Source organism: Kribbella sp. NPDC055071 (genome assembly GCF_053608045.1).
The window spans coordinates 107,576-130,692 of sequence record NZ_JBSGUS010000019.1 but is presented as its reverse complement, the minus strand read 5'-3'; the positions used below and the strand labels follow the sequence as shown (position 1 = coordinate 130,692).

Sequence of the window (23,117 nt, the reverse complement as noted above, 5' to 3'; positions counted from 1 at the left end):
GTCTCGTGGGTGAGCTGCCGAGTAACTGGGGTCGGTGGGGGGCTGATGACGAGCTCGGGACGCTCAATCTGATCACTGACGAGGTACGGGCGAAGGCGGCCACGGAGGTCCGGACCGGGCGGTGGGTTTCGCTGGCGCAGCCGATCGAGCCCAACCCGATGATCAGCAGTCCGTTCGCGCCCACGACGGTTGAGGTCTCTCCCGTTCAGCAGATGATGTCTTATACGGGTGTGGGAGTGGCGGCGGACCTGATGCTCGTCTCCAATCACCACGCGAAGTCGACGCACCTCGACGCGCTCTCCCACTGGTCTACCGACGACGAGGTCTACCCGGGCCGCCCGAGGCCGCAGGCCGTGACGGCTGCCGGTGTCACGTACGGATCGACCACGGCCTTCGCGGCCGGGATCGTGACGCGGGGAGTCCTGCTGGACCTGGCCATCGACGGACCCGTTGCCTCTGGCTACGGGGTGACGTCGCACGACCTGGAGCAGGCCGAGAAGCGCCTGGGCGTACAGGTGCAGTCGGGCGACGCGTTGGCGATCCGGCTCGGCTGGACGACGGAGCAGATCCCCGGTACGCCGAGCCCGGGGATCAGCCTGGACGCCGTCCTTTGGATGCACAGCCGAGGCGTTGCTGTGTACACCGGCGACCGGGGCGACGCCCACCCGCCGCTGGATCCGGACGGACCGTCCCCGCTGCACGGGGTCGGGCTGGGCCGGATGGCGATGCCGCTGATCGACGCGAGCGACCTCGACGACCTCGCCGCGCTCTGTGCGGAGCTGCAGCGCTACACGTTCATGCTCTCCGTCGCTCCGCCGCGCATCCACGGCCTGACCGGCATCCCGGTCAATCCCATCGCACTGTTCTGAGCGCTACTTCCACGTGAGCAGGTAATGCACGTCCGTCTGCTCGGAATCCCTCGTACCCTCGATCGGCCGTGAATAGGTGCCCCGCATTTGCAGGGTGAGATATCCGACCTTGCTGGTCAGCCACAAAGAGGTGACCGTGCTCGGGCCGTTCGACGACGCCGGGCCGGCGGCTTCGTCGTACCAGCGGTTGATCTGGTTGACGTCGAATCCGAACCGCCGCGCCTCAGCCAGCATCTGGTCCCGACCGGCCTGCAGCGTGTCCGGATAGCTGTGAATGTCCATCCCGCCCGGCGGGCTGGTTTTCGGTTCGGGCGCGGAGATCGAATCGAAGCCGACCAGCCGGGACGAGACGTTGATTTCCTTGGTGCCAGGCAGCCGGACCTTCACCTGAAACGGTTTCCTGTTCTCGTAGGTCACCGTCTCTTCGCCGTCCAGCATGCCCGCTTCGGCCCGGCTGGGCGGCGTGGTCAGGTCGAATTCCCCCTGCCCGGCGGCCATCACCTCGGCGACCTTGGCGCTGGTCGCGCGAGGCGGGCCGCCGACGGACACCGAACAGCCGGCCAGCGCCGCAATGGCGAATCCGGCAATCAACAGTGAACGAATCACACCAAGACGGTAGCTCAGCGACTGGTCAGAATGGCCAGTTGTTGAGTGGCTCGGGTCATAGCGACATAACGGTCGACGGCTCCTTCGATCCCGTCGCCGAAGGTTTCCGGATCGATGAGGATGACCAGGTCGAACTCGAGTCCCTTCGCGAGTACCGGAGTCAGCGAATGGATCCGAGGCGTCGATTCGTACGCCGGATCGCCAATGACGCAAGCGATTCCGTCGTCCTGTCGGGCGAGGAATGCGTCCAAGAGCGGGTCGAGCTCGGTCGTCGATCCATGGATGACGGGGAAATCGTTGCTGCGGATCGAGGTCGGCACATTCGCGTCGGGGAGTACGGCGCGGATGACCGGCTCGGCCTCGGCCATGACCTGTTCCGGCGTACGGTAATTGATCGTCAGCGTGGCGATGGTGATCCGGTCGAGGCCCACGCGCTCCAGGCGTTCCGGCCAGGATTCGGTGAATCCGTGCCGCGCCTGCGCGCGGTCGCCGACGATGGTGAAGCTCCCGGACGGGCAGCGCAGCAACAACATCTGCCATTCCGCGTCGGTCAGCTCCTGAGCCTCGTCGACAACGATGTGGGCGAACGGCCCGGCGAGCAGGTCGGGATCCGCCGTGGGCAGCCCGGCCTCGTCGATCAGGGCCTTCTGGATGTCCTGCCCGCGGAGCATCGGCACCCAGCCCTCGTTGTCGTCGTCGGCCTCGATGATCCGATCGATGACCTCGGACCGCTGTTCGAGTTCGGCGGCGGCCGCTGCCTTGCGCCGACGCTCGCGCCGCGACGCCTCTGGGTCGCCGAGCCGCTGCCGGGCCGCGTCCAGGAGCGGCAGGTCGGACACCGTCCAGGCGTACGGGTCCTCGCGCTGCAGCTTGCGTACGTCGTCGCGGTCGAGCCATGGAGCACACCGGCGCAGGTATGCCGGGACGGACCACAGATCCGCGACCAGGTCGGTCGGCTCGATCAGCGGCCACGCTCGGTCGAAGATGTCCCGCAGTTCCGCGTTCTGCCGGAGCGATCTGCGCAGTTCATCCTCGGAGACGTCGTCCTCGTCGAACTTGTCGACGAGGATCGCGAGCAGCTCCTCCCAGACCAGGTCCCGCGCCTGGTTGTGCGGCGTACCGGCATCGACGGATTCGAAGGCCTCGGCCCAGTCGGCCACACTCAGATAGAGGTTCGACCAGTCGGTCTCGACCACGAGCGGCTTGGTCGGCGGCTCTTCGTACAGCGTGACGGCCGGCTCGATTGCCCTGACCATGTCCGCGGTCGACTTCAACCGCGCCACCGCGGGGTCGGTCTCGGGCGGCGCGTCGGCACCCTCCGGCACGAGGTCCAGGAGCGTGCAGGTCTGTACGCCGTCCTCGCCCAGGCTGGGGAGTACGTCGGAGACATACGCCAGGTAAGGCTGGTGCGGACCGACGAACAGTACGCCGCCCCGCCGCTGCCCGAGACGTGGATCGGAGTACAGCAGGTACGCCGACCTGTGCAGCGCGACCACTGTCTTCCCCGTACCCGGTCCGCCGTCGACAACCAGCGCACCACGGGATCCCGCCCGGATGATCGCGTCCTGGTCGGCCTGGATCGTTCCCAGTACGTCGCGCATCCGCGGCGACCGCGGCGTACCCAGACTGGCGATGAACGCGGACTGGTCATCGAGAGAGGCGGCGTGGCCCTGGAACCCGTCCGCGGTGAAGACCTCGTCCCAGTAGTCGCTGATCTGGCCGCGGGTCCACCGGTACCGCCGGCGGCTGGACAGGCCCATCGGGTTGCCGTGGGTCGCGCCGAAGAACGGCTCGGCCGCGGGCGACCGCCAGTCGATCAGCAGGCGGGCGCCCGAGCTGTCCGTCAGGCCGAGCCGCCCGATGTACGCCGGCTCGGATCCGTCGTCGGGGACCATGTGACCGAGGCAGAGGTCCAGGCCGAACCGCCGCAGCGTCCGCAGGCGGCTGGTCAGCCGGTGGATCTCCAGGTCCCGGTCCAGAGCCTCCTGGCCGATACCGCCAGGTGCTTTACGCGCCTCCTCGAGGCGCTCGGACAATTCGGTGATCGTCTGGTCGAGACTCGCCGCGATCGCGGCGAAGTGCCGTTCGTCACCGGCGATCAACGCCGGTTGTTCCTTGGCTGCAAGGTGTTCTGGAAGGTTGAACGCGCTGGTCGTCCGCAAGCTCATGCTTCGCGCCGCTCCCGTTCCCGTAGGTTTTTCGGCTTCGATCGACGATTGTGAAGCACCCCCTGGGCCTTGCGGCAAGCCCACCCTTCGGCTATAAATTGAGACACGGCAAGAGAGTTCGACTCTCCGGCCGTTCTTTTTTGCCTCGGGCAACCTTCAGCTCAAGCGCGATGAGCAGCCACACTGGCGCTGTTTTGTGGGCGGACGTGGGTCCGGTAGGTGGCCGGGGTAGATCTTGTCGACCAGCCAGCCCGTGAGTACGAAAAGGACCACGGCGACGGCGTACACGACGATTCGGAGCAGCACGTGCTCATCGTCTGGGCCACGCTGCGGACGAGACAGTGGCAAGAATGACGTTATCCGATAGATTATGGTCATGCATCGAGTGGCGATTCTGGTGATCGACCGGTCAGCTGTGCTCGATGTCGCGATTCCGGCGCAGGTCTTCGGTACGGCGCGGGCGCTCGAGAAGGAGCCCGGTGAGCTCTGGGGTCCCCGGCTGTACGACGTGATCGTCTGCGGTCAGGGCGGCGGCGGGCCCGTGCGTGGTCCGGGTGGGCTGGAGCTCTTCGACATCAGCACGCCGTACGGTCTGGACGATGCACGGACCGCCGACACGATCGTCGTACCGGGTGGCGACGAGGCGAGCGACCCGCCCGCCGAGGTGGTCGACCTCCTGCGGGACGCGCACGCGCGCGGCGTCCGGATCGCCTCGATCTGCGGCGGATCGCTGACCCTGGCGGAGGCCGGGCTGCTCGACGGGCTGGTCGCGACGACGCACTGGACGACGGCGCACCTGCTCGCCGATCGCTACCCCAACGTCACCGTGGACCCGAACGTGCTGTTCGTCGACTCCGGCGATGTACTCACCTCGGCCGGCGCCGCGACGGGTCTCGACCTCTGCATGCACATGGTCCGCCAGGACTTCGGCGCCGCCGTCGCCGCCGAGGTCGCGCGCCACATCGTGCTCGCGCCGGCGCGGGACGGCGGCCAGGCGCAGTTCATCGTGCACCCCGTCCCCGGCCCGGAGTGCGGCTCGCTCGAAGCCACGATGCGGTGGATCCGCGACCGCCTCGGCGATCCGATCACGCTCGCCGACATGGCCGCGCACGCAGTCGTCAGCCCGCGCACGCTGAACCGGAAGTTCCGCGAGCAGACCGGGACCACCCCGCTGCAGTGGCTGCTACGCCAACGCCTCCATCACGCCCAGGAGTTGCTCGAGACCACCACGATGCCGATCGAGGAGATCGCCCGGAACTGCGGCTTCGGTACGTCGATCAACATGCGCCAGCACTTCTGTCGCCAGCTGCGGACCTCCCCTAACAACTACCGCCGCGCCTTCCGCGCTGAGCAATCAGCTGTCTGAGGCGGCCCAGGTGGTGAGCGGCCACGGAGGTTGCGGCGGCTAGGGCCAGGGGTAGGCCGTGGTGACGGGCGAGGGTGCGCACGGTCGCGCCGTACGTGGTGCGGAGGGTGGTTGGGCCTACGGAGGTCGGGCCGGAGAGGGTCTGGACGCGTTGGGCAGCCCGGCCGGCTTGGTGGCGGCCGCGCCAGAGGCCTCGGAGGGTGTAGTGGCCGGCGTGGGTGATGACCAAGTTGGGGTTGTAGACGATGGTGTGGCCGGCCAGGACGGTACGGCGGGCCAGATCTCGGTCCTGGGATTTGGGGAAGGTTGGGTCGAAGCCTCCCAGCGCACGGAACGTGTCTGCTCGGAAGCCACAGTTGCCGCCGTTGAGGTAGTCGACGGTGGCGGGATTGGTGGCGTGCCGGTGCTCAAAGGCCAATGCACGAAGGCGGTTGAGGACCCCGTCGCCGCGTTCCTCAATGCGGCCGGCGACTGCGACCGCTGGGCCGGATAAGGAGAGGACGAGTTGTCGCAACCAGTCGGGCGCGGGCTCGGTGTCGTCGTCCAGGAAGCCGAGAAACGTGCCTTCGGCCTCGGCGACCGCACGATTGCGGGCGACGCTGACGCCTTGCCGGGTGCCTAACTCGACAACGAGCAATCGGGCGCACCGCGGATGCAGCGGACCACGTCGTACGGCGGAAGCTCCATCGACGCACACGATCAGCTCGAACGCCGGTGGCTCGTCCTGCTCGGCCAGCGCCGTCAGGACGCCACTGAGATCACGCCCGACCGTCGGCACAAGGACAGAAACGAGGACCACGCCTCAAGCATAGAAAGCCTTGGCCGCGAAGGTGTCCACGCCGCCGCATCCTTGGCCGACGTTGCATTCTGTGCGGACCGATCGAAGTGTCGGTGGGCGCTGATAGACAACGACGCATGGGCGAGCGCGCGCGGTTGGTGGTGTCGGTGACGGCTTCCGTGGACGGACGGGTGACGTTGGGGCGGGATCGCCTGCTGTTGTCCGAGGAGGCAGGGCGGGTCTGGCGATCGATCAACCCTCCCGGAGCTGACTCGGCGCACGCCGCGCGTACGGCGTTGTTGGAGGAGCTGTACGCACCGACGGCGATCCTGGAAGGCAGCGGGACCTTCGTCACCGACGATGCCGGGCCGTTGGACCTTCCACCGACGGACGACGACGGCTTGTTCGAGGACTACCTGCCAACTGAGGTCGTCAAGCATCCGGACCATCGCAAGTGGTTCACAGTGGTCGACGGCCGCGGTCGCGTGCCGTGGGACACGAAGGGCGGCGACGGGATCGATCTGTTGCTGCTGGTAGCTCGCGCAACACCCGCGCCGTACCTCGCGTACCTCCGCCGAGAGACCATCCCCTACCTGGTCGTCGGCGCGGAACGCATCGACCTTTCCCTTGCCCTCCAACGAATGCGGGAGGTCCTCGGCGTCACCCACGTCGTCTCAGAGGCCGGCGGCGGCCTGAACGGCGCCCTCCTCCGCGCCAACCTGATCGACGAACTCCACCTCATCCTCCTCCCCACCGCGATCGGCGGCAAAGCCGTCCCCACCATCTTCGACGGCCCCGAGCTTCCCCTCGACCAATCCCCCACCCAACTGCAACTCCTGGACGCCACCCCAACCCCCGACGGCACCCTCTCCCTCCGCTACAAGGTCATTCCGTGAAAGCCGAACGGGTCCTCGATCTCCTGGATCTCCTGGCCGGCAAGGGAATTGAGGTGTGGGTCGACGGCGGTTGGGCGGTGGATGCCCTGGTGGGACGGCAGACCCGACAACACGGCGATCTGGACCTGGGCGTCGTTCGTCCTCAGCTCGACGCGGCAGTCGAGGCACTGGGCACGGTCGGGTACGAGCTGACCGATGCACGGTATGTCGAGGTGACCGTGCAGCTGACTCACGCGGAAGGGCATCGCCTGGATCTGCACCCGAGTACACCGATGCCCGGTGGCGGGACCGAGCAGATCGACTTCGCCGGGAACAGGTTCTTCATCCCACCGCCAGTTGAGGGTCGGATCGGGGGGCGGGTCGTGCGGTGTCTGCCGTTGGAGACGCAATTGCACACTCACCAGGGCTATGAGCTCAGGCCGCAGGACCTGCACGACCTGGAGTTGCTCCGAGGGCTGAAACTGGCTGGCGGGAGTGAGGGGGGTGGTAGAGGGTTGGGGCATGGATGAGGTGGTGCGGGGGAATCGGGTGGTGTGGGAGCGGGCTTCGGAGAAGCATGTTCGGGAGTACGACGAGCTGCTGGAGCAGGCTCGGGGGGATGAGCTGCTGTTCGCTCGGGAGTTGGAATTGTTAGGGCCGGTGCTGAAAGGCCGGCCCATGGTTGTGCACTTTCAGAGTGGGATCGGGTTGGACGATGTCGGGCTGGTGAAGGCTGGGGCCCGGCGGGTGGTGGGGGTGGACTACAGCGCGGTGGCGGCCGGAGCTGCTCGGCGGCGAGCGGTTGAGGTTGGCGTGGATTGCCAGTACGTCGTTGCGGAGGTGCCCGCCGTACCGCTGCAGGATGAGTGTGCGGATCTCGTATACACCGGCAAAGGCGCGCTGACCTGGATGCGCGACCTCGACGCGTGGGCTCGTGACGTGGCCCGCGTGCTGCGGCCGGGTGGTCACCTGTTCATGTACGAGGCGCACCCAGCCGTTCCACTGTGGACCTGGGACGCGGACGAGCCGCGGATCCGCCCGGACCGCAGCTACTTCGCCGAATCACACGTCAACGACACATTCCCCGGCAACGGCGCCCACGAATGGCAATGGAATCTCGGTCAGATCATCACCGCGATCACCGCCGCCGGCCTGCACCTGAAAACCCTCGAGGAGTACGCCGAACCCTTCTGGCGCCCCCAGGACGACACGAAAGCCGCCGCCTGGTCCGGCCGACTCCCCAACGCCTACGCCTTACTGGCCCACAAGTAGGGATCCGCTCGCCCCGGTTGCGACGTACCGCGGGTATGGGCCTCACTATCCGTCCCGCTGGAGCCAGCGACGTACCGGTGATCCATCGGCTGGCCGAGCGTGCCGTCGCGAGCCTCCTGGCCGAGCATTACACGCCGGAGCAGCTCGCGGCCGGTGAGCAGACGCAGCTGTACCAGGTCGAGGCCGAGCTCATCGACGACGGCACGTACTACGTGCTCGAGATCGACGGTCTCATCGTCGCCGGCAGCGGATGGAGCCCTCGCGGCTCGTTCCATCCGCCCGGTGCGGCGAGCGACCACGCAGCCGTAGCGGGTACGGCGACGATGCGTGCGACGTACGTCGATCCGCACTGGACTCGACGCGGATTCGCCCGATTACTGGCCCAGGTGACGGAAACGGCCGCGGCGATCGCCGGATTCCGTCGCTTCGAGGCGATGTGCACCCCGCCGAGCGAGGCACTGCGGCGGTCGCTGGGCTATGTCCTGACCGAGCGGATCGAGGTCCCGGTACGCGGCGAGATCAGCTGGACCGCAGCACTGATGCGCAAGGAACGGAAATAGCTACCCACGGTCGCGCGGCGGGTGCAAGAGGTAGCCGATCGAGGCAATTCGGCAAGGTCTTGGAGAAAACCTGGAAAGAAGGCGCGAAAAAAGGTGAGGAATGTTGTAACGATGCGCGCACCGTGACGATAAATGGATCGAGTGTGCCAGCGGGGGGCCGTGTGGGATGCTCCGGTGTTTCTTCGGGACCACCGATTGTGGAGGGGGCCTCGCAGGTGCTCACCCGGGGCGGGGTGAGCACCTGTTAGAGGAAGACCTCAACCTTTGATGCCCACGTTCGCCATTCCTTCGACGAACCACTTCTGGGCGAAGACGAACAACACGATCATCGGCAGGGTGGCCAGCGCCGTACCCGCCATCAGGTACGGCCATTGGATCTCGGCCGGGTTCTGCGAGAAAATCGCCAACCCCAACTGCAGTGGGCGCATCGCGTCCGACGTGGTGATCATCAGCGGCCAGAGGAATCCGTTCCAGGCCGCCTCGATCTGGAACACCGCGATCGTGATCAGGGCCGGCTTGATCAGCGGCGTACTGATCCGCAGGAAGATCCCGAACTCGCCGAGCCCGTCGACCCGCGCGGCCTGCGACAGCTCGTCCGGCAGCGACACGTAGAACTGCCGGGCCAGGAACGTGAACAGCGGCGCGGCACCCAGCGGGATGATGAGCCCCCACCAGGAGTTCAGCCAGCCGATGCCGCCGTGGCCGACGATGTTGTTCCCGCCGAACAGCGGGATCGACTTCACGATCATGAACAGCGGCACCAGGATGATCTGGAACGGCACGAGCAGCAGGATGATGAAGTAGTTCAGCAGCAGCTTCGATCCACGCAGTGGCGCCTTGGCCAGCGCATAGCCGGCCATCGTGCAGACCACGAGCGTGAACGCCGTCTCGCCGACCGCGATGAACAGGCTGTTGCGGAAGTACCGCAGGAACGGCGCTGTCTGCATCGCCTCGGTGAAGTTGCGCCAGCGCAGTTCTCCCGGCAGCCAGGAGAACTTGAGGATCTCGAGGTCGCTCTTGAACGCCGTCAGCACCATCCAGATGAACGGCGTGATCATCAGCAGCGCGCCGACGATGAGAACGACGTACAACAGGATCCGGCCCGGCCGGAACGTCGTCGGCTTGCCAGTGGAGGGTGTGGAGGAGGGTGCGGCAACCGCCGGCACCGTGGCGCTAGTCATTGGTGTCCGCCCTCTGGATCAGGCGCCCGACGCCGATGAACAGCGCGATCACGATCATCATGATCACGGTCTCCGCGGACGCGTAGCCGAGTTTCAGGTCCTGGAACGCGTTCTGGTAGATGTCCAGCACCAGGACGCGCGTCTCACTGCCGGGTCCACCCCGGGTCATCACGTAGACCAGGTCGAACACCTGGAAGGTGCCGACGATCGACGTGATCAGTACGAAGAACTGCACCGGCCCGAGCGCCGGCCAGGTCACGTTGCGGAACTTCTGCCAGCGGCCGGCGCCGTCCAGATCGGCCGACTCCAGCAGATCGCGGGAGACGCCCTGCAGCGCGGCCAAGTAGATGATGATCTTCGTACCCAACCCCTGCCAGATCCCGACCACCATCAACGACGGCAGCGCGGTCGCCGGGTCGGCCAGCCAGCGGTTCGGCGCGAAACCGAACAGGCTGAGGAACCCGTTGGCCAGACCCGAACCGGGGTTGTAGATCCACAGCCAGATGGTGGCGATCGCGACGGTCGCGGTCACCGTCGGGATGTAGAACGCGGTCCGGAAGAAGCTGAGGCCCTTGATCTTCTGGTTGAGACCGATCGCGATGGCGAGCGAGAGCGCCATCGAGATCGGGATCACCACGATCGCGTACAGAACCGTGTGCCACAGCGAGGCCAGGAAGTCGACGTCGCGGAACAGGTTGGAGTAGTTGCCGAAACCGACCCAGGACCAGGTGTCACCGAAGCTGTAGTCGGTCAGGCTGAGGACGAGGACGGAGATCACCGGGATCACGATGAAGATCCCGGAGTGCAGCAGCGCCGGGGTGAGCAACGCCCAACCGGTCCGGACCTGACTCCGGATCAGCGTGCGGCTCTCCTTGGACGGAGCTACTTTGCGGGGAGTGTCCAGTGCGGGGCGTTCAAGAGTTGTGCTCATCGGGACTGTCCTGCCAGGTTGTGCAGCACTTTGGCGGGATCCTTCTGTCCGAGGACCGCCTGGGTGAGCTGGATATCGAAGTTGCCGCGCATCTCCAGCCAGTTGGACGACACCTGGTTCTCGTTGGCGGCGTACTTCAGGCCGTCGGCGACGAACCGGCTGAGCGGGTTCGACTTCGCCTGCGGTGAGTTGGCGGCGTCCTTGTAGGCCGGGATCTTCTTGTTCAGCTTGGCGATCGCGTCCAGCGAGGTCGGCTGGGTCAACGACTGGATGAACGACCAGGCCGCGTCCTTGTGCCGGCTGCGGGACCCGATCGACGCCAGGTCGCCACCGACGTACTCGATCTCCTTGCCGCTGTTGAAGCGGAAGAACTCCAGGTCGTCGCAGTTCTTCTGGCCGATGCCCTTGTCCGAGCAGTCGACCGCACCGCCGACGATGCCCATCGCGGCCTCGCCGCTGTAGACCAGCGGCTGCTGGGCCGCGTTCGTCTGGCCGAAGGGCTGGACGTTGTTGATCATCGACTTGATCCACAGCAGCGTGTCCAGGCCGGCCTTGTTGTCGAAGTTCGGTTCACCGCCGACGTAGAGCGGCGTACCGGTCGAGGCCAGGAACGTCGTGAACGACTGCCGGAAGCCGGTCGGCGAGGCGAGGTCGAAGCCGCTGCGGGTGATGTGCCCGTTCTTGTCCCGCTTGGTCAGCTTCTCGGCCGCGACCTTGAGCTCGGCGAGCGAGGTCGGCGGCTTGTCCGGGTCCAGCCCGGCTTCGCGGAACGCGCTCTTGCGCAGCGCCACCGCCCGGGTGTCGGCGACCAGCGGGTAGGCGTACAGCTTGTTGTCGTAGGTGACCGCCGGGATCAGCGCCGGAGTGCTCTTCTCCTTGATGTAGTCGGGGGTCACTCCGTACTTGCCGAGGTCCACGAAGATGTTCTTCGACGCGAACGGCTGGACCCAGCCGACGCCGGTGACCATGACGTCGTACGGAATGCCGGCCGCGATCGAGGTCGCCAGCTTCTCGTTGAGATTGTTGTACGTCGCGAAGTCCGGCTCGACCTTCATCTTCGGATAAGTCTTGTGGAAGTCGTCGACGACCTTCTGGAACGCGTCCCGGCCCGTCGTACTCGGCGGAAACGACGGGATCAGCACCCGTAGGGTCCCGGTCGCCTCGGCCGGCGGCACCCCGTCCGTGCTCTTGTCGATCACCCCGCTGCCACAGCTGCTGACCACCAGGCTCAGAGCGGCGGCCAGCAGGGTCAGTCCCACGGTGCGTCTCACAGGGGAACTCCTTCGCTACTGGACCTGGGTCATCCCCAAGTGCAGCGAAAGTATGGGAAAGGGCTTTCCTCGTCAATACCTCAGCGCTCGAATGATCACATTCGATCAGTTCCGGAACACGACCGTCTCCTGTTCCGAACGGAAGGAAGGAAAGACAGGTGGGACGGGGCCGATCCGGAACGAGACCGTGTCCCGTTCCGAAAGGAGGGAGGAAAAGACGGGTGGGACGGGCCGATCCGGAACGCGACCGTGTCCCGTTCCGGAGGGAAGTGCTCGGTCGACAGGACGTATATGCCTGGTACCCCGGCGCCTCAGGCGCAGGGCGCGCGGAAACCCGCGCTAGTGGGCGTATACGTCCTGTTCTCCTGCACACCGACGAGACGTGGTCAGTTCCGGAACACGAGGGTGGTTTGTTCTGCGGGGATTGAGCCGCAGGAGGTTCTGATGTTGAGGGTGGGGAGGAGACTCAGGTGTTGGGTGGGGGCGGTGGGGGACGGGAACTGGAGGCCGCGCAGCAGGAGGTCGCAGGCGGTTTCGCCCAGGGCTCGGCGGGGTGGGCTGATCGCGGTCAAGGGGACCACGGCCAGGGCTGCGGTGACGTCGTTGTAGGCGATGACGGCCAGGTCCTCCGGGACGCGGAGGCCGCGGTCCATTGCGCGTTCGATCAGGCGGGCGCCGTGCTCGTCGGAGTGGATCAGGACGGCGCGACTACCGAACGACTCGCACTCGGCCAAGAACGCGTCCAGCTGCGCGTTCGCACCAGGCGCGTCCCCGCGCTGCGGTAGCTCGATCGGCGACAGGTGGACCTCGATGTCCAGCGCCTTCGCCGCCGCCTCGACCCCACGCCGCAGCCAGTACGCCGTGACCGTCGGCTGCAGGCTGACCGCGATCCGGCGGTGCCCGAGCGCCGCGAAGTGCCTGAGCGCGAGCATCGCGCCGTACAGATGATCAGTCCGCACATGGTGGTACTCACGCGCCACATCCGGGAACGAGAACGCCCGCTCCATCAGCACCACCGGTACGTCGATCTCGTCCAGCCGGGTGTCGAGTTTGTTCGCCTCACCGTCGCCGAGCGCGGTGCTGAGCAGCAGCCCGGCCACGCCGACCCCGAGCACCTTCTCGATCCGCTCGCGCTCCAGGGCGGCGTCGTACCCGGAGACTCCGAGGACCAGGCGCGCGCCGTACCGGGCGGCCATTGCCTCGGCGCCGCGGATCACCTCCGAGTAGTACGACGCGGCGCTCGGTACGACGATGCCGATCGTCAGCTGACTCCCGTGGGTGTCGCGACCGGACGGGCTGGTCCCGATCGCCCCACCGTGCACGCGGCGGAGCAGGCCCGCGGAGTCCAGCTCGGCCAGATCCCGGCGTACTGTGATCGCGGAGACGCCGAGCTCGGCCACCAGTTCGGCCACCCGGAGCCGGCCGTGGCGGCGCAGGCTCCGCAGGATCAGCTCGTGGCGCTCCGGTGCAAGCAATGCAGTCCCCTGACTCTGCCGTCGAGAGATGGCAAGTGATTGTTCGTGATCATACGATCAACTCCGTGCACGCGGAACGAGGAGGCGATTCGGTGACCGGTTCACCCCGGCCGGAAGGCGCGAGCCGCACGAACACGGTGATGGCCAAGCTGTCGATGGTCGGCGACCTGCTGATGCTGCAGCTGGTCTTCCTGGTGCTCAGCCTGGGGATCATCACGCTGTTCCCGGCGGCGTTCGCGCTGCAGCGGGTGCTGCCGGACGCGATCAGTCAGGACCGGCCGAAGCTGATGCGGCGGTTCTTCCAGCAGTTCGGGTGGGCGATGCGGCGGTTCTGGCTGTCCGGGTTCGGCCTGTACGCCGGTGCCGTGCTGCTCGCCTTCGGCCTCACGTTCTGGGCGTACGCCGGGGGTGGGGCGCGGATCTTCGCCTTGGTGGTCCTGGTTCCGCTGACCGGGATGATCCTCGGGCTGTATCTGAGCGGGCTCGCCGTACTGCCCGCCGCGGAGGACACCGCGACCATGAGGACGCTGTTCCGCTCGGCGAACATGTTCCTGCTCCGGCGTCCCCTTCCGGTGGCCGGCGGGGTCGTCGTACTGCTGACCTGGTTCGCGCTCGCATCGCAGGTTCCGACGCTGCTGGTGGTGGGGTCCGGGTTGGTGCCGGCGTTGACGGCGTACGCGATGTCTCGGGTGCGTCGGGAAAAAAGTTCGGCAGACGTGTCAATCTGAGGTCTCTCCGTCCGACGTAAGGGTGTAAGGCCCAAACGACGGACCCAAGGAGACACCGATATGTACGCGACGACCGAAACCCTGGCGACGACGCCGGCCGCGCAGGGCGGCCGCTCGCGCTGGCTGGCGCTCTACACCCTCTGCGCCGGCATGTTGATGATCGTGCTCGACGTGACCGTGGTGAACGTGGCCCTCCCGGCCATCCAGGACGATCTCGGCTTCACCAGCTCCTCGCTGGCGTGGGTCGTGAACGGCTACCTGATCGCCTTCGGCGGGCTGCTGCTCCTGGCCGGACGGCTCGGCGATCTGCTCGGCCGGCGAAACATCTTCACCGCCGGACTGATCGTCTTCACCGGCGCATCCGTACTGTGCGGCCTGGCCTGGTCGCAGGAGCTGCTGGTCATCGCCCGGTTCATCCAGGGTGTCGGCGGCGCTCTGACCTCCGCGGTCATCCTCGGCATGATCGTGACGCTGTTCCCGGAGCCCCGGGAGCAGGCCAAGGCGATCGGCGTCTTCGCCTTCGTGGCGTCGGCCGGTGGGTCGATCGGTCTGCTGGCCGGTGGCGTCCTGACCCAGGCGATCAGCTGGCACTGGATCTTCTTCGTCAACCTGCCGCTCGGCATCGTGACCGCCGTACTGGCTGTGAAGCTGATCGAGAAGGACAAGGGCCTCGGGCTGGGACGTGGTACCGACGTACCGGGTGCGGTGCTGATCACCGCGTCGCTGATGCTGGGCGTCTACACCATCGTCAAGCCGGCCGCCGAGCTCGGCTGGACCGCCCCGCGGACGCTGACGCTGGCTGTGGTGACGCTGGTGCTCCTGGCCGGCTTCATCGTCCGCGAGGCCACCGCTACCACCCCGCTGGTCCCGCTGCGGATCTTCCGCTCCCGCACGCTGACCGGTGCGAACCTGATCCAGGCGCTGTCCAGCTCGGGCATGTTCGGCATCTTCTTCCTCGGATCGCTCTACCTGCAGCGAGTGCTCGGGTACGACGCTCTGGAGATCGGACTGGCCTTCCTGCCGACCACCGTGGTGATGGGGCTGCTGTCGGTGAAGTACTCCGAGAAGCTGGTCATGCGGTTCGGCCCCCGCCGCCCGCTGATCGTCGGACTGTCGCTGATCGTGGTCGGGCTGGCTCTGTTCACCCAGGCGCCGGTCAACGGCAACTACTTCATCCACGTGCTCCCGGTGCTGGTCCTACTGGGTCTGGGTGGCGGTGTCTGCTTCCCGGCGCTGATGGGTCTGTCGATGGCAGACGTGAAGCCCGAAGACGCCGGTCTGGCCTCCGGCCTCATCGGCACCATGGGCGAGGTTGGCGCGGCCCTCGGCCTGGCCATCCTGGCCACCCTCTCGGCCACCCACACCGACGGAACGTCCCTCCAGGCCCTGACCACCGGCTACCACTTCTCCTTCGCAGTCGCCGCGGCCATCGTCGCCGCTGCCGTCGTCGTAGCCATCACCGTGATGCGCCCGGCCAAGCAGCCCACCGAGACCGCCGAAGAAGACCTCGCCCTCGAAGCCGCCTGACCTGGTACGCCGTACTCCCCGGGGCCCCTGTGGTCCCGGGGAGTACTGCTGTCAGCGGCAGAAGGCGACCTCGGGGTAGCGCACCGAGGGCTTGGCCAGCATCCGCTGCGGCTGACCACGCAGCGTCTGGTCGAAGAAGGCTTCGAGGTACGCCCTGGTGATGGCCTGTGTCCGAGTACCGCTGATGGTGGCGCCGATGTCGAGGCCGTACTGATCCGCGAAAAGGCCTACGTCCGTGAACGACGCGTGTTCGCTGCCCTCCACCTCGATCCAGCGTTTCCAATCGGTCAGCCGCGGCCAGTCCTCGTCCCAGGATTGGACTGGCGCGCATCGAGTGCCGGCACGCTCATGGCTGATGTACAGGAACGGCCGGTTCAGTCCGGTCGGAGGGACCGGGTTGGTGTCCAGACCGTCGAGGTTCGCACCGGCTCGGATCCGCGGGTCCGCGACCATGGCCGGAATGGCGCTCGCGCCTCCTGCGGAGTGGCCGGCCATACCGATGCGGGACGCGTCGATCAGGTCCGCGCCTCGCCACACCGGGTGTCGTCCGGTCAGCTGGTCGAGTACGAACGACACGTCCGCGGCCCGACCATTTCCCAGCTTCAGCCAGAACGCGGGGTCATGCGGTACGACGTCGCACGACACACAGGAGGTGAAGTGCCCATCGGGGAAGCTCGTGCCGGAGTCCTCGTAGGTGTGGCCGACGAGTGCGACGACGTACCCGTGGCTCGCGAGGTCCTCGGCCAGAGCGGTCAGAGTGCCACGCGGGTTGCCGTAGCCCGGTGACAGGACGACCAGCGGCAGGCTGTGCCGACGGCCCACGGGCTTGCCGTTCAGCACGGAGTTGGTCTTGGTCTTGGCCAGCAACTCGGGCGGCAGGTCGGTGCCACTGTCCGAGAGCAACAGGGTGGACTCCTCGGGAGTCATGTACGCCGCCTTGGGTCCGTGACTCGAGGCCGCTGGGTAGAACAGCGACACCATCAGCTCCCGGTACGGCACCGACGGCACCCACGGGTCGGCCCGCGAGGTGTCCTTCAGGTACAGCGACGTGCTGCCCACCGCCGCCGCTCCGGTCGGCCGGGGCAGGTAGGGATCCGGGACCGGGTCGGCCGCGGCTGCTACCGACGTACCCGACACAGCCATGGCCAGTGCGGCAACCACTGCGAGACCGCGCATCAGCTCTCCTCGGTGATCTATTTAACTATTTGACTAGCACTATAGCTGAAGCCGTGGAGAGGCAGATCCGGACCGGTTGTCCACAGGGTGAGGGGATCGAGTTTCGGAGTGGGGGTGGGATGGGGAAGGATGTGGGTCCGGCGGGGCGGCAGAACGCTCGCCGGGTGTTGTCGGTAGAGGGGAAGCGGACAGTGGTCGTGCAGTCGGTCGAGCAGCGGATCGCCGAGGAACTGGAAGTCGGCGAGAACCAGGTCCGGGCAGCGGTGGCGCTGCTGGACGAAGGGTCGACGGTTCCGTTCATCGCGCGGTACCGCAAAGAGGTCACCGGGATGCTCGACGACGCGCAGTTGCGCACGCTCGAGGAGCGCCTGCGGTACTTGCGTGAGCTGGACGAACGCCGCCAGACGGTGCTCGAGTCGATCGAGAGCCAGGGCAAGCTCGACGACGCGCTGAAGGCGCAGATCCTCGCCGCGGACACCAAGTCCCGGCTCGAGGACATCTACCTGCCGTTCAAGCCCAAGCGCCGGACGAAAGCGATGATCGCCCGGGAGAACGGTCTCGAACCGCTCGCCGACGGGCTGCTGTCCGACCCGGACGTGGAGCCGTTCGCGGCCGCGGCCGTGTTCGTCAGCGCTGAGGTCCCGGACCCGCAGGCCGCCCTGGACGGTGCCCGGGCGATCCTGGTCGAGCGGTTCGCCGAGGACGCCGACCTGATCGGTGAGCTGCGCGAGCGGCTGTGGTCGCAGGGCCGGCTGGCATCGGCCGTGCGCGAGGGCAAGGAGACCGACGGCGCGAAGTTCTCGGACTACTTCGAGTTCGACGAACCGTTCACGAAGATGCCGTCACACCGGATCCTCGCGCTGTTCCGCGGGGAGAAGGAGGACGTGCTGTCGCTGACGGTCGAGCCCCTGCCCGCAGGTGTCGAGGTCGACGGACCGACCGAGTACGAGGCGGCCATCGCCCGCAAGGGCGGCGTCGACAACCAGGGCCGCCCGGCCGACAAGTGGCTGGTCGAGACGGTGCGCTGGGCCTGGCGGACCAAGATCCTCGTGCACCTCGGGATCGACCTGCGGATGCGGTTGCGGCAGGTCGCCGAGGAGGAGGCGATCCGGGTCTTCGCGGCGAACCTGCGCGACCTCCTGCTCGCTGCACCGGCCGGCACCCGCGCGACGATGGGCCTCGACCCGGGGTTCCGGACCGGCGTCAAGGTCGCCGTGGTGGACGCGACCGGCAAGGTCGTCAACACCGGCGTCATCTACCCGCACGTCCCGAAGAACCAGTGGGACGAGTCGATCGCCACGCTGGCGCAGCTCGCCGCCGCGCACCAGGTCGATCTGATTGCCATCGGCAACGGTACGGCGTCGCGCGAGACGGACAAGCTGGCCGCGGAGCTGATCGCCAAGCACCCTGAGCTCAAGCTCACCAAGGCCGTCGTGTCGGAGGCGGGCGCATCGGTGTACTCGGCGTCCGCCTTCGCCTCGCAGGAGCTGCCCGGGATGGACGTGTCGCTGCGCGGCGCGGTCTCGATCGCGCGTCGGCTGCAGGACCCGCTGGCCGAGCTGGTGAAGATCGACCCGAAGTCGATCGGCGTCGGCCAATACCAGCACGACCTCCCGGAGAACTCGCTGTCCCGCTCCCTCGACGCAGTCGTCGAGGACTGCGTGAACGCGGTCGGCGTCGACCTCAACACCGCCTCCGCACCGCTGCTGACCCGCGTCTCCGGGATCACGCCGGGGCTGGCCGACAACATCGTCCTGCACCGCGATCAGAACGGGCCGTTCGCGTCGCGTTCGGCGTTGAAGGAGGTCGCGCGGCTCGGTCCGAAGGCGTTCGAGCAGGCGGCCGGGTTCCTCCGGATCCCCGACGGCGCGGACCCGCTCGACGCGTCCAGCGTGCACCCCGAGGCCTACCCCGTCGTACGGCGGATGCTCGATGCGACCGGTCAGGAGCTGAAGGCGCTGATCGGGTCGGCCGAGCTCAAACGGCTGAAGGCCGCTGACTTCGTCGACGAGATGTTCGGTCTGCCGACCGTGACGGACATCCTGGCCGAGCTCGAGAAGCCCGGGCGGGACCCACGACCGGCGTTCAAGACGGCGGTGTTCGCCGAAGGTGTGGAGAAGCTCGCCGATCTCAAGCCCGGGATGACGCTGGAGGGTCAGGTCACCAACGTGGCCGCGTTCGGTGCGTTCATCGACATCGGCGTCCACCAGGACGGGCTCGCGCACGTGTCCGCGCTGTCGAAGAACTACGTCAAGGACCCCCGCGAGGTGGTCAAGCCCGGCGACATCGTCACCGTGAAGGTGCTCGAGGTCGACATCCCCCGCAAGCGCATCTCCCTCACCCTCCGCCTCGACGACGAGCCCGGCGCACCCGCCGGTCGCCCCGGCGACCGCGGCCAGACCGGCGGCCGAAGCGAGAGCGGCAGCCGCGAAGCCGGCCGTGGCGAAGGCGGCCGTGGCGAAGGTGGCGGGCGCGGCAACCGCGGGCCTGGCGGCCAAGGTGGCCGAGGTCCTGGCGGTCAAGGCGGTCCTGGTGGCCAAGGTGGTCGCGGCGGGCAAGGCGGTCGCGGCGGCCAGGGCGGTCGGGGCGGCCAGGGCGGTCGGGGCGATCAAGGTGGCAAGGGTGGCCGCGGTGGCCAGGGCGGTTCCCAGCCCGAGACCCCCATGGACGAGACCTCCCTCGCCGACGCCTTCCGCAAAGCCGGCTTCACCGTCCGCTGAGCGAGCACAGCACGGACCTTTGCGTCAGCAGGCAAAGGTCCGTGCTGTGAGCACCAAAGACTCCAGGCCGACTAGCATCGGCCGATGGCACGGATCGAGTACGCCGACCCCGCGACATTCACCGGAGAGCTGCGGAGTTGGGCCGAGCGGATGCCGCCCGACCCCCGGATGTTCCTCGCCTTCGGCCTGGCCCAGGGGACCGCGGAGCTGGTCATGCAGCTGGGACAGGCGATTCACGACAGCCTGGAGCTCAGCGAGCGGTCGGTGGAGATCGCGGCGGCGGTGGTCACGCACGCGACGGATTCGCCGTACCTGCGGTTCCGGCATCGACCGCCCACCGACGTGCTGACGACGGCGGAGCGAGACGCGCTGCTGGGTGGCGCCGACGACGTCGAGTCGTTCGACGAACGCGATCGTACTGTCCTGCGATTCGCCAAGGCACTGGTCGAGAACCCACACGTCGACGACGACACGTTCGCCACCGCCCGCCCGCACCTGTCCGATCGCGAACTCGTCGAGCTCGTCCAGAGCTTCAGCTACTACTGGATGCTCGGCCTCCTCGACGGCGCCCTCCAGCTCGGCGACCGCCAGCCGTAACTGGCTGGCAAGCTCTTGCGTGACAGCTCAAAGGTAGGTGCTGAGAGCAACGGCTTGGTTATCGTCGGCTCATGAGCAGACTCAAGCGAAGGTTCGTGACGGGCGGCGCGATCGCGGTGTTTGCGGCGGGAACGGCGGTGGCGACTCCGGTCGCCGCGTTCGCCAACCCGACCAACGAGGTGTACACGACGTACGCCGCTTGTGAAGCTCGCGCGGCGACGATCCGGGACGGGATCACCGGCGCCGAGTGCAAGCCGGAGGCGTCTGGGTGGCCGCCGCGCATCTACTGGCGTCTGTACGTCTACAACTGAAGTCAGCGCAGATCCGCGAGGTGGCCGCCGGGGTCGCCTAGGTGGACGGCGGTTGCCTTGGGTGCGTAGCCGAGTCGCCGGTACACGCGGTCAGCTCCGTCGTCGCCCGGCGTGAGCCAGGCGAGGGTGGCGCCGGCAAGCTCGAAGGCTTGCTGGGTCGCGTACGCCGTACAGATCCCGGCCAGCCCGCGCCGTCGGTAACTGTGAAGCGTCCCGACACCCGCAATCTCGGTGACGCCGTCCGCGACGGCGGTCCACGCAGCAGAAGCCGCCGGTACGCCGTCGACCCGGACGAGCACGCATCCGCCGTTCGCGGGATCCGGCTGGTACTCGAATGCGGACAACTCGTCCATCTCGTACGCCGCGGACGAGACGGCGTTCGCCTCGGCCTGCTGCTCGTCCGACTTCACCAACTCCGTCGTCACACCGGCCGCGGCTTCCGGGAACACCAGGTCGGCCGGCTCGACAACAAGCAGCGGCAGGTGCGAGGCGATCGTCATGCCATTGGCCTCGAGGGCCTCGGCCAGGCCCGGGTTGGCCTCCTCGACCAGTTCGGCGTGCAGCCAGCGGCCCTCGGCGCCGAAGGCCTGCCGGAGGGTGTCCAGCGCCCACGGCACCTCTTCGGGATCGAACGGCTGCCCAGGCTCGGCCGCGAGCACGCTGGACCGGTACCAGGCATCACTGTCGTGCAGCAGGCCGGCCAACGGCCCCGCGATGATCTGCCGCTTCGATCGCGACAATCCAGCCAGCTGAGCCGCAGCAATCCGCGCACCAATCTCCATGCTCGGACCCTACGTCCCCCGCCCAGACCCACTCGACCGGTTATCCACTCGTGGCGAGCAACAACAAGTCCAGCAGCCGATCGAGATCCGCGGCTACCGGCGGGCGAGCCAGTACGACGCTTAGTCCGTCGACAGCTCGTACGACGTCCGCCCGGACAACTGATCGAGGTCGGGCCTGTGCGGCGGCCAACCTGCTGATCACCTGATCAGCACGGCCCGAGCCCGCCAACAGCTCAGCCCCGACGGACGGCGGCTCAGGAGGCGGCTCATCTCCGATCCGCACCTCGAGCCGGGCACCCAAGGCGGTCGCGAGCCGGTCGAGAGCCGATACGGTCGGGTTGCCGCGCCCGTTCTCCAGATTGGCGATGTATGGCACCGACAACCCCGCATCAACGGCGACCGACGCGATCGTGCGTCCGGCCACCTTGCGTCGTTCGCGAAGGATCTCACCCAGTTCCACACCGCCAGCCTATTCTCACAGAACACTCTTGCCAAGATCTATCTCGTCAAGATAGCTTCCCGGACCGTGAGGCCACTACGGAACCGTGACTTCCGCCGCCTGTGGAGCAGCGGCGGGATCTCCGGGCTGGGCTCATGGCTGCTGGTGGTTGCGATCCCGTTCCACGTGTTCACGCTGACCGGATCCACCGTGGCGACCGGGCTCGCACTTGCACTCGAGGCGCTGCCGGCCTTGCTGCTCGGACCGTGGGCCGGGGTGCTGCTCGACCGATGGGATCTGGCCCGCGCGATGTGGATCGCGGATCTGGTCAGCGCCGCGGCGGTCGCGCTCATCTTGTTCGCCGACGCGGACCGGATCTGGCCGATCTACCTGGCGATCCTGGTGGAGAATTCGGCCACCACGGTCTTCCGGCCGGCCGCACGTGCCTTGCTCCCCGCGGTCGTTGGCACCGGCAACGAACTCGCCGCGGCGAACGCCCTGAACGCCTTTACCAGCAGCGCAATCCGGCTCGCGGCACCACCGCTCGGAGCGCTCCTCCTCGCCGGGCCGGGGATCACTTTCGTTCTCGCCGTCGACATCGCCAGCTATTCGTTGTCAGCAGCAATCATCACGACCATCCGAACCCACAGGCACCCGACCACCACCTCGTCGGCAGACAAGGCCCTGGAAGGCTTCCGGTACGTCGCCAACGACCGGACCCTCCGTGGAATCCTGCTCGGCCAAACGATCTTCCTGACCGCGAACGCCGGCCTGACCGCCTTGCTCGTTCCGTTCACCGTCGACCGCCTGCACGCGCCCGGCTACGTTGTCGGCTACCTCATCTCCGGTCTCGGGGCTGGTTATCTGGTCGGCGCCGCGCTGAGCACCAAAGCCTGGCTGGGCATTCGCAACCGCCTCGCCCTCACCCAGTTCGCCACGGCCGCGGCCTTCTTCGCCCTCTTCAACGCGCCGACAATCGCCACCGCAGTCATCGCCGCGATTCTGATCGGACTCCCCGGCAGCATCTTGTTGATCACGGCGGAGACGGCGATCCAGCGGATCACTCCGGTCGCCATGCTCGGCCGCGTCGGCGCGCTCTTCTTCGCCGCGGATTCGCTGGCCCTGCTGGTCGGCGCACTCACCGCTCCGGCCGTGACCCTGCTGCTCGAGCTGCCCCTGACGCTCAATCTCCTGGCAGGATTCGCGATTGTCGCGGTGCCGGTGACGCTGATCGTCGTACCGATGCGTGATCGAGTGCGTGCCAACAGTTAGCAGGACGTCATAGATTTCGACTCAGGTGGAAAGGCTCCGGGGTGTCCGAATCGTTATTGGCAAATAGCTGCAAACATTCTTGACAGGGCTTTCCAGCGGCCGTGGAGTGGACTGCCGCGACGGCCCTGACCAGCGGATTCGCAGGGTTCCCCTACTCTCCGTCAAGGGTGTGTAAAGGTCCTTTCGGAAGTATTCCGGGGCACGGTCCCGGTG

22 protein-coding genes are annotated in these 23,117 nt (G+C 67.3%); 12 read left to right on the top strand and 10 right to left on the bottom strand.

The genetic code is table 11. From position 1 onward, the window contains the following. Window positions 1-5: 5 nt before the first annotated feature. Entirely contained in the window at window positions 6-869 is an 864-nt protein-coding gene (locus tag ACWF4Z_RS28790) for a cyclase family protein (protein ID WP_452246286.1), read from the top strand. 3 nt (window positions 870-872) lie between these two features. Here ACWF4Z_RS28790 and ACWF4Z_RS28785 read toward each other — a convergent pair whose 3' ends face one another. Together ACWF4Z_RS28785 and helR are read right to left on the bottom strand one after the other, a co-directional pair. After that, window positions 873-1,475 carry a hypothetical protein gene (locus tag ACWF4Z_RS28785; RefSeq protein ID WP_452246285.1) on the bottom strand — a complete coding sequence of 201 codons (603 nt, stop codon included), beginning with the start codon at window positions 1,473-1,475 and terminating at the stop codon, window positions 873-875. 14 nt (window positions 1,476-1,489) lie between these two features. Beyond that, window positions 1,490-3,643 (bottom strand): RNA polymerase recycling motor ATPase HelR, encoded by a 2,154-nt coding sequence (helR, locus tag ACWF4Z_RS28780; protein ID WP_452246284.1) that lies wholly within the window; start codon window positions 3,641-3,643, stop codon window positions 1,490-1,492. A 376-nt stretch (window positions 3,644-4,019) separates the two neighbouring features. Here helR and ACWF4Z_RS28775 point away from each other — a divergent pair, with 376 nt between their 5' ends. Continuing rightward, window positions 4,020-5,009: a GlxA family transcriptional regulator gene (locus ACWF4Z_RS28775; RefSeq protein WP_452246283.1), complete on the top strand. Its 990-nt coding sequence runs from the start codon at window positions 4,020-4,022 to the stop codon at window positions 5,007-5,009. On the opposite strand, the gene ACWF4Z_RS28770 is transcribed toward ACWF4Z_RS28775, so the two are convergent. Beyond that, complete coding sequence (locus ACWF4Z_RS28770; protein WP_452246282.1) at window positions 4,963-5,808, bottom strand: glycosyltransferase; 846 nt, start codon at window positions 5,806-5,808, stop codon at window positions 4,963-4,965. The genes ACWF4Z_RS28775 and ACWF4Z_RS28770 overlap by 47 nt on opposite strands. A 116-nt stretch (window positions 5,809-5,924) precedes the next feature. Here ACWF4Z_RS28770 and ACWF4Z_RS28765 point away from each other — a divergent pair, with 116 nt between their 5' ends. Genes ACWF4Z_RS28765 through ACWF4Z_RS28750 form a run of 4 tightly spaced genes read left to right on the top strand, consistent with a single transcriptional unit; the run spans window position 5,925 to window position 8,494 of the window. Continuing rightward, entirely contained in the window at window positions 5,925-6,683 is a 759-nt protein-coding gene (locus tag ACWF4Z_RS28765) for a RibD family protein (RefSeq protein WP_452246281.1), read from the top strand. After that, window positions 6,680-7,192 carry a nucleotidyltransferase domain-containing protein gene (locus ACWF4Z_RS28760; RefSeq protein ID WP_452246280.1) on the top strand — a complete coding sequence of 171 codons (513 nt, stop codon included), beginning with the start codon at window positions 6,680-6,682 and terminating at the stop codon, window positions 7,190-7,192. Before ACWF4Z_RS28765 ends, ACWF4Z_RS28760 begins: the two co-directional genes overlap by 4 nt. After that, on the top strand, window positions 7,185-7,934 hold the full coding sequence (locus ACWF4Z_RS28755; RefSeq protein ID WP_452246279.1) for a class I SAM-dependent methyltransferase: 750 nt from the start codon (window positions 7,185-7,187) through the stop codon (window positions 7,932-7,934). Before ACWF4Z_RS28760 ends, ACWF4Z_RS28755 begins: the two co-directional genes overlap by 8 nt. A 35-nt stretch (window positions 7,935-7,969) precedes the next feature. After that, the gene (locus ACWF4Z_RS28750; RefSeq protein WP_452246278.1) at window positions 7,970-8,494 is read left to right on the top strand and encodes a GNAT family N-acetyltransferase; all 525 of its coding nucleotides are present in this window, start codon (window positions 7,970-7,972) and stop codon (window positions 8,492-8,494) included. 257 nt (window positions 8,495-8,751) lie between these two features. On the opposite strand, the gene ACWF4Z_RS28745 is transcribed toward ACWF4Z_RS28750, so the two are convergent. From ACWF4Z_RS28745 to ACWF4Z_RS28730, 4 genes are all read right to left on the bottom strand, one after another. Beyond that, window positions 8,752-9,675, bottom strand: a complete 924-nt coding sequence (locus tag ACWF4Z_RS28745; RefSeq protein WP_452246277.1) for a carbohydrate ABC transporter permease — start codon at window positions 9,673-9,675, stop codon at window positions 8,752-8,754. After that, the gene (locus ACWF4Z_RS28740; RefSeq protein WP_452246276.1) at window positions 9,668-10,606 is read right to left on the bottom strand and encodes a carbohydrate ABC transporter permease; all 939 of its coding nucleotides are present in this window, start codon (window positions 10,604-10,606) and stop codon (window positions 9,668-9,670) included. The genes ACWF4Z_RS28745 and ACWF4Z_RS28740 overlap by 8 nt, the downstream gene beginning before the upstream one ends. After that, on the bottom strand, window positions 10,603-11,877 hold the full coding sequence (locus ACWF4Z_RS28735; protein WP_452246275.1) for an extracellular solute-binding protein: 1,275 nt from the start codon (window positions 11,875-11,877) through the stop codon (window positions 10,603-10,605). The genes ACWF4Z_RS28740 and ACWF4Z_RS28735 overlap by 4 nt, the downstream gene beginning before the upstream one ends. A gap of 386 nt (window positions 11,878-12,263) precedes the next feature. After that, window positions 12,264-13,352, bottom strand: coding sequence for a substrate-binding domain-containing protein (locus ACWF4Z_RS28730; RefSeq protein WP_452246274.1), 1,089 nt, complete (start codon window positions 13,350-13,352; stop codon window positions 12,264-12,266). A gap of 92 nt (window positions 13,353-13,444) precedes the next feature. Between ACWF4Z_RS28730 and ACWF4Z_RS28725 the strand changes: the two genes are divergently transcribed. Both ACWF4Z_RS28725 and ACWF4Z_RS28720 read left to right on the top strand, forming a co-directional pair. After that, on the top strand, window positions 13,445-14,080 hold the full coding sequence (locus ACWF4Z_RS28725) for a DUF624 domain-containing protein (protein ID WP_452246273.1): 636 nt from the start codon (window positions 13,445-13,447) through the stop codon (window positions 14,078-14,080). Between the two features lie 60 nt (window positions 14,081-14,140). Beyond that, window positions 14,141-15,607: a DHA2 family efflux MFS transporter permease subunit gene (locus ACWF4Z_RS28720; RefSeq protein WP_452246272.1), complete on the top strand. Its 1,467-nt coding sequence runs from the start codon at window positions 14,141-14,143 to the stop codon at window positions 15,605-15,607. A gap of 51 nt (window positions 15,608-15,658) precedes the next feature. Here the strand turns inward: ACWF4Z_RS28720 and ACWF4Z_RS28715 are convergent, their stop codons facing one another. After that, a complete protein-coding gene (locus tag ACWF4Z_RS28715; RefSeq protein ID WP_452246271.1) occupies window positions 15,659-16,783 on the bottom strand; it encodes an alpha/beta hydrolase family protein in 1,125 nt (374 codons plus the stop codon). 119 nt (window positions 16,784-16,902) lie between these two features. Between ACWF4Z_RS28715 and ACWF4Z_RS28710 the strand changes: the two genes are divergently transcribed. The 3 genes from ACWF4Z_RS28710 to ACWF4Z_RS28700 all read left to right on the top strand — a co-directional run bounded on the left by ACWF4Z_RS28710 (window position 16,903) and on the right by ACWF4Z_RS28700 (window position 20,411). Then, window positions 16,903-19,503, top strand: a complete 2,601-nt coding sequence (locus ACWF4Z_RS28710) for a Tex family protein (RefSeq protein WP_452246270.1) — start codon at window positions 16,903-16,905, stop codon at window positions 19,501-19,503. Between the two features lie 84 nt (window positions 19,504-19,587). Continuing rightward, window positions 19,588-20,100, top strand: coding sequence for a carboxymuconolactone decarboxylase family protein (locus ACWF4Z_RS28705; protein WP_452246269.1), 513 nt, complete (start codon window positions 19,588-19,590; stop codon window positions 20,098-20,100). A 71-nt stretch (window positions 20,101-20,171) separates the two neighbouring features. Next, entirely contained in the window at window positions 20,172-20,411 is a 240-nt protein-coding gene (locus ACWF4Z_RS28700) for a hypothetical protein (RefSeq protein WP_452246268.1), read from the top strand. 2 nt (window positions 20,412-20,413) lie between these two features. Here ACWF4Z_RS28700 and ACWF4Z_RS28695 read toward each other — a convergent pair whose 3' ends face one another. Then, complete coding sequence (locus ACWF4Z_RS28695; RefSeq protein WP_452246267.1) at window positions 20,414-21,193, bottom strand: GNAT family N-acetyltransferase; 780 nt, start codon at window positions 21,191-21,193, stop codon at window positions 20,414-20,416. A gap of 40 nt (window positions 21,194-21,233) precedes the next feature. Then, the gene (locus tag ACWF4Z_RS28690) at window positions 21,234-21,653 is read right to left on the bottom strand and encodes a helix-turn-helix domain-containing protein (protein WP_452246266.1); all 420 of its coding nucleotides are present in this window, start codon (window positions 21,651-21,653) and stop codon (window positions 21,234-21,236) included. Between the two features lie 66 nt (window positions 21,654-21,719). Here ACWF4Z_RS28690 and ACWF4Z_RS28685 point away from each other — a divergent pair, with 66 nt between their 5' ends. Then, entirely contained in the window at window positions 21,720-22,904 is a 1,185-nt protein-coding gene (locus ACWF4Z_RS28685) for an MFS transporter (RefSeq protein WP_452246265.1), read from the top strand. Window positions 22,905-23,117 lie beyond the last annotated feature (213 nt).

Bases quoted from the DNA above. Each gene is read 5' to 3' on its own strand.
- ACWF4Z_RS28740 (WP_452246276.1), bottom strand. From the start codon at position 10,606: ATGAGCACAACTCTTGAACGCCCCGCACTGGACACTCCCCGCAAAGTA.
- ACWF4Z_RS28710 (WP_452246270.1), top strand. From the start codon at position 16,903: ATGGGGAAGGATGTGGGTCCGGCGGGGCGGCAGAACGCTCGCCGGGTG.
- ACWF4Z_RS28775 (WP_452246283.1), top strand. From the start codon at position 4,020: ATGCATCGAGTGGCGATTCTGGTGATCGACCGGTCAGCTGTGCTCGAT.
- ACWF4Z_RS28705 (WP_452246269.1), top strand. From the start codon at position 19,588: ATGGCACGGATCGAGTACGCCGACCCCGCGACATTCACCGGAGAGCTG.
- ACWF4Z_RS28700 (WP_452246268.1), top strand. From the start codon at position 20,172: ATGAGCAGACTCAAGCGAAGGTTCGTGACGGGCGGCGCGATCGCGGTG.
- ACWF4Z_RS28750 (WP_452246278.1), top strand. From the start codon at position 7,970: ATGGGCCTCACTATCCGTCCCGCTGGAGCCAGCGACGTACCGGTGATC.
- ACWF4Z_RS28765 (WP_452246281.1), top strand. From the start codon at position 5,925: ATGGGCGAGCGCGCGCGGTTGGTGGTGTCGGTGACGGCTTCCGTGGAC.
- ACWF4Z_RS28695 (WP_452246267.1), bottom strand. From the start codon at position 21,193: ATGGAGATTGGTGCGCGGATTGCTGCGGCTCAGCTGGCTGGATTGTCG.
- ACWF4Z_RS28715 (WP_452246271.1), bottom strand. From the start codon at position 16,783: ATGCGCGGTCTCGCAGTGGTTGCCGCACTGGCCATGGCTGTGTCGGGT.
- ACWF4Z_RS28720 (WP_452246272.1), top strand. From the start codon at position 14,141: ATGTACGCGACGACCGAAACCCTGGCGACGACGCCGGCCGCGCAGGGC.
- ACWF4Z_RS28745 (WP_452246277.1), bottom strand. From the start codon at position 9,675: ATGACTAGCGCCACGGTGCCGGCGGTTGCCGCACCCTCCTCCACACCC.
- ACWF4Z_RS28755 (WP_452246279.1), top strand. From the start codon at position 7,185: ATGGATGAGGTGGTGCGGGGGAATCGGGTGGTGTGGGAGCGGGCTTCG.
- helR (WP_452246284.1), bottom strand. From the start codon at position 3,643: ATGAGCTTGCGGACGACCAGCGCGTTCAACCTTCCAGAACACCTTGCA.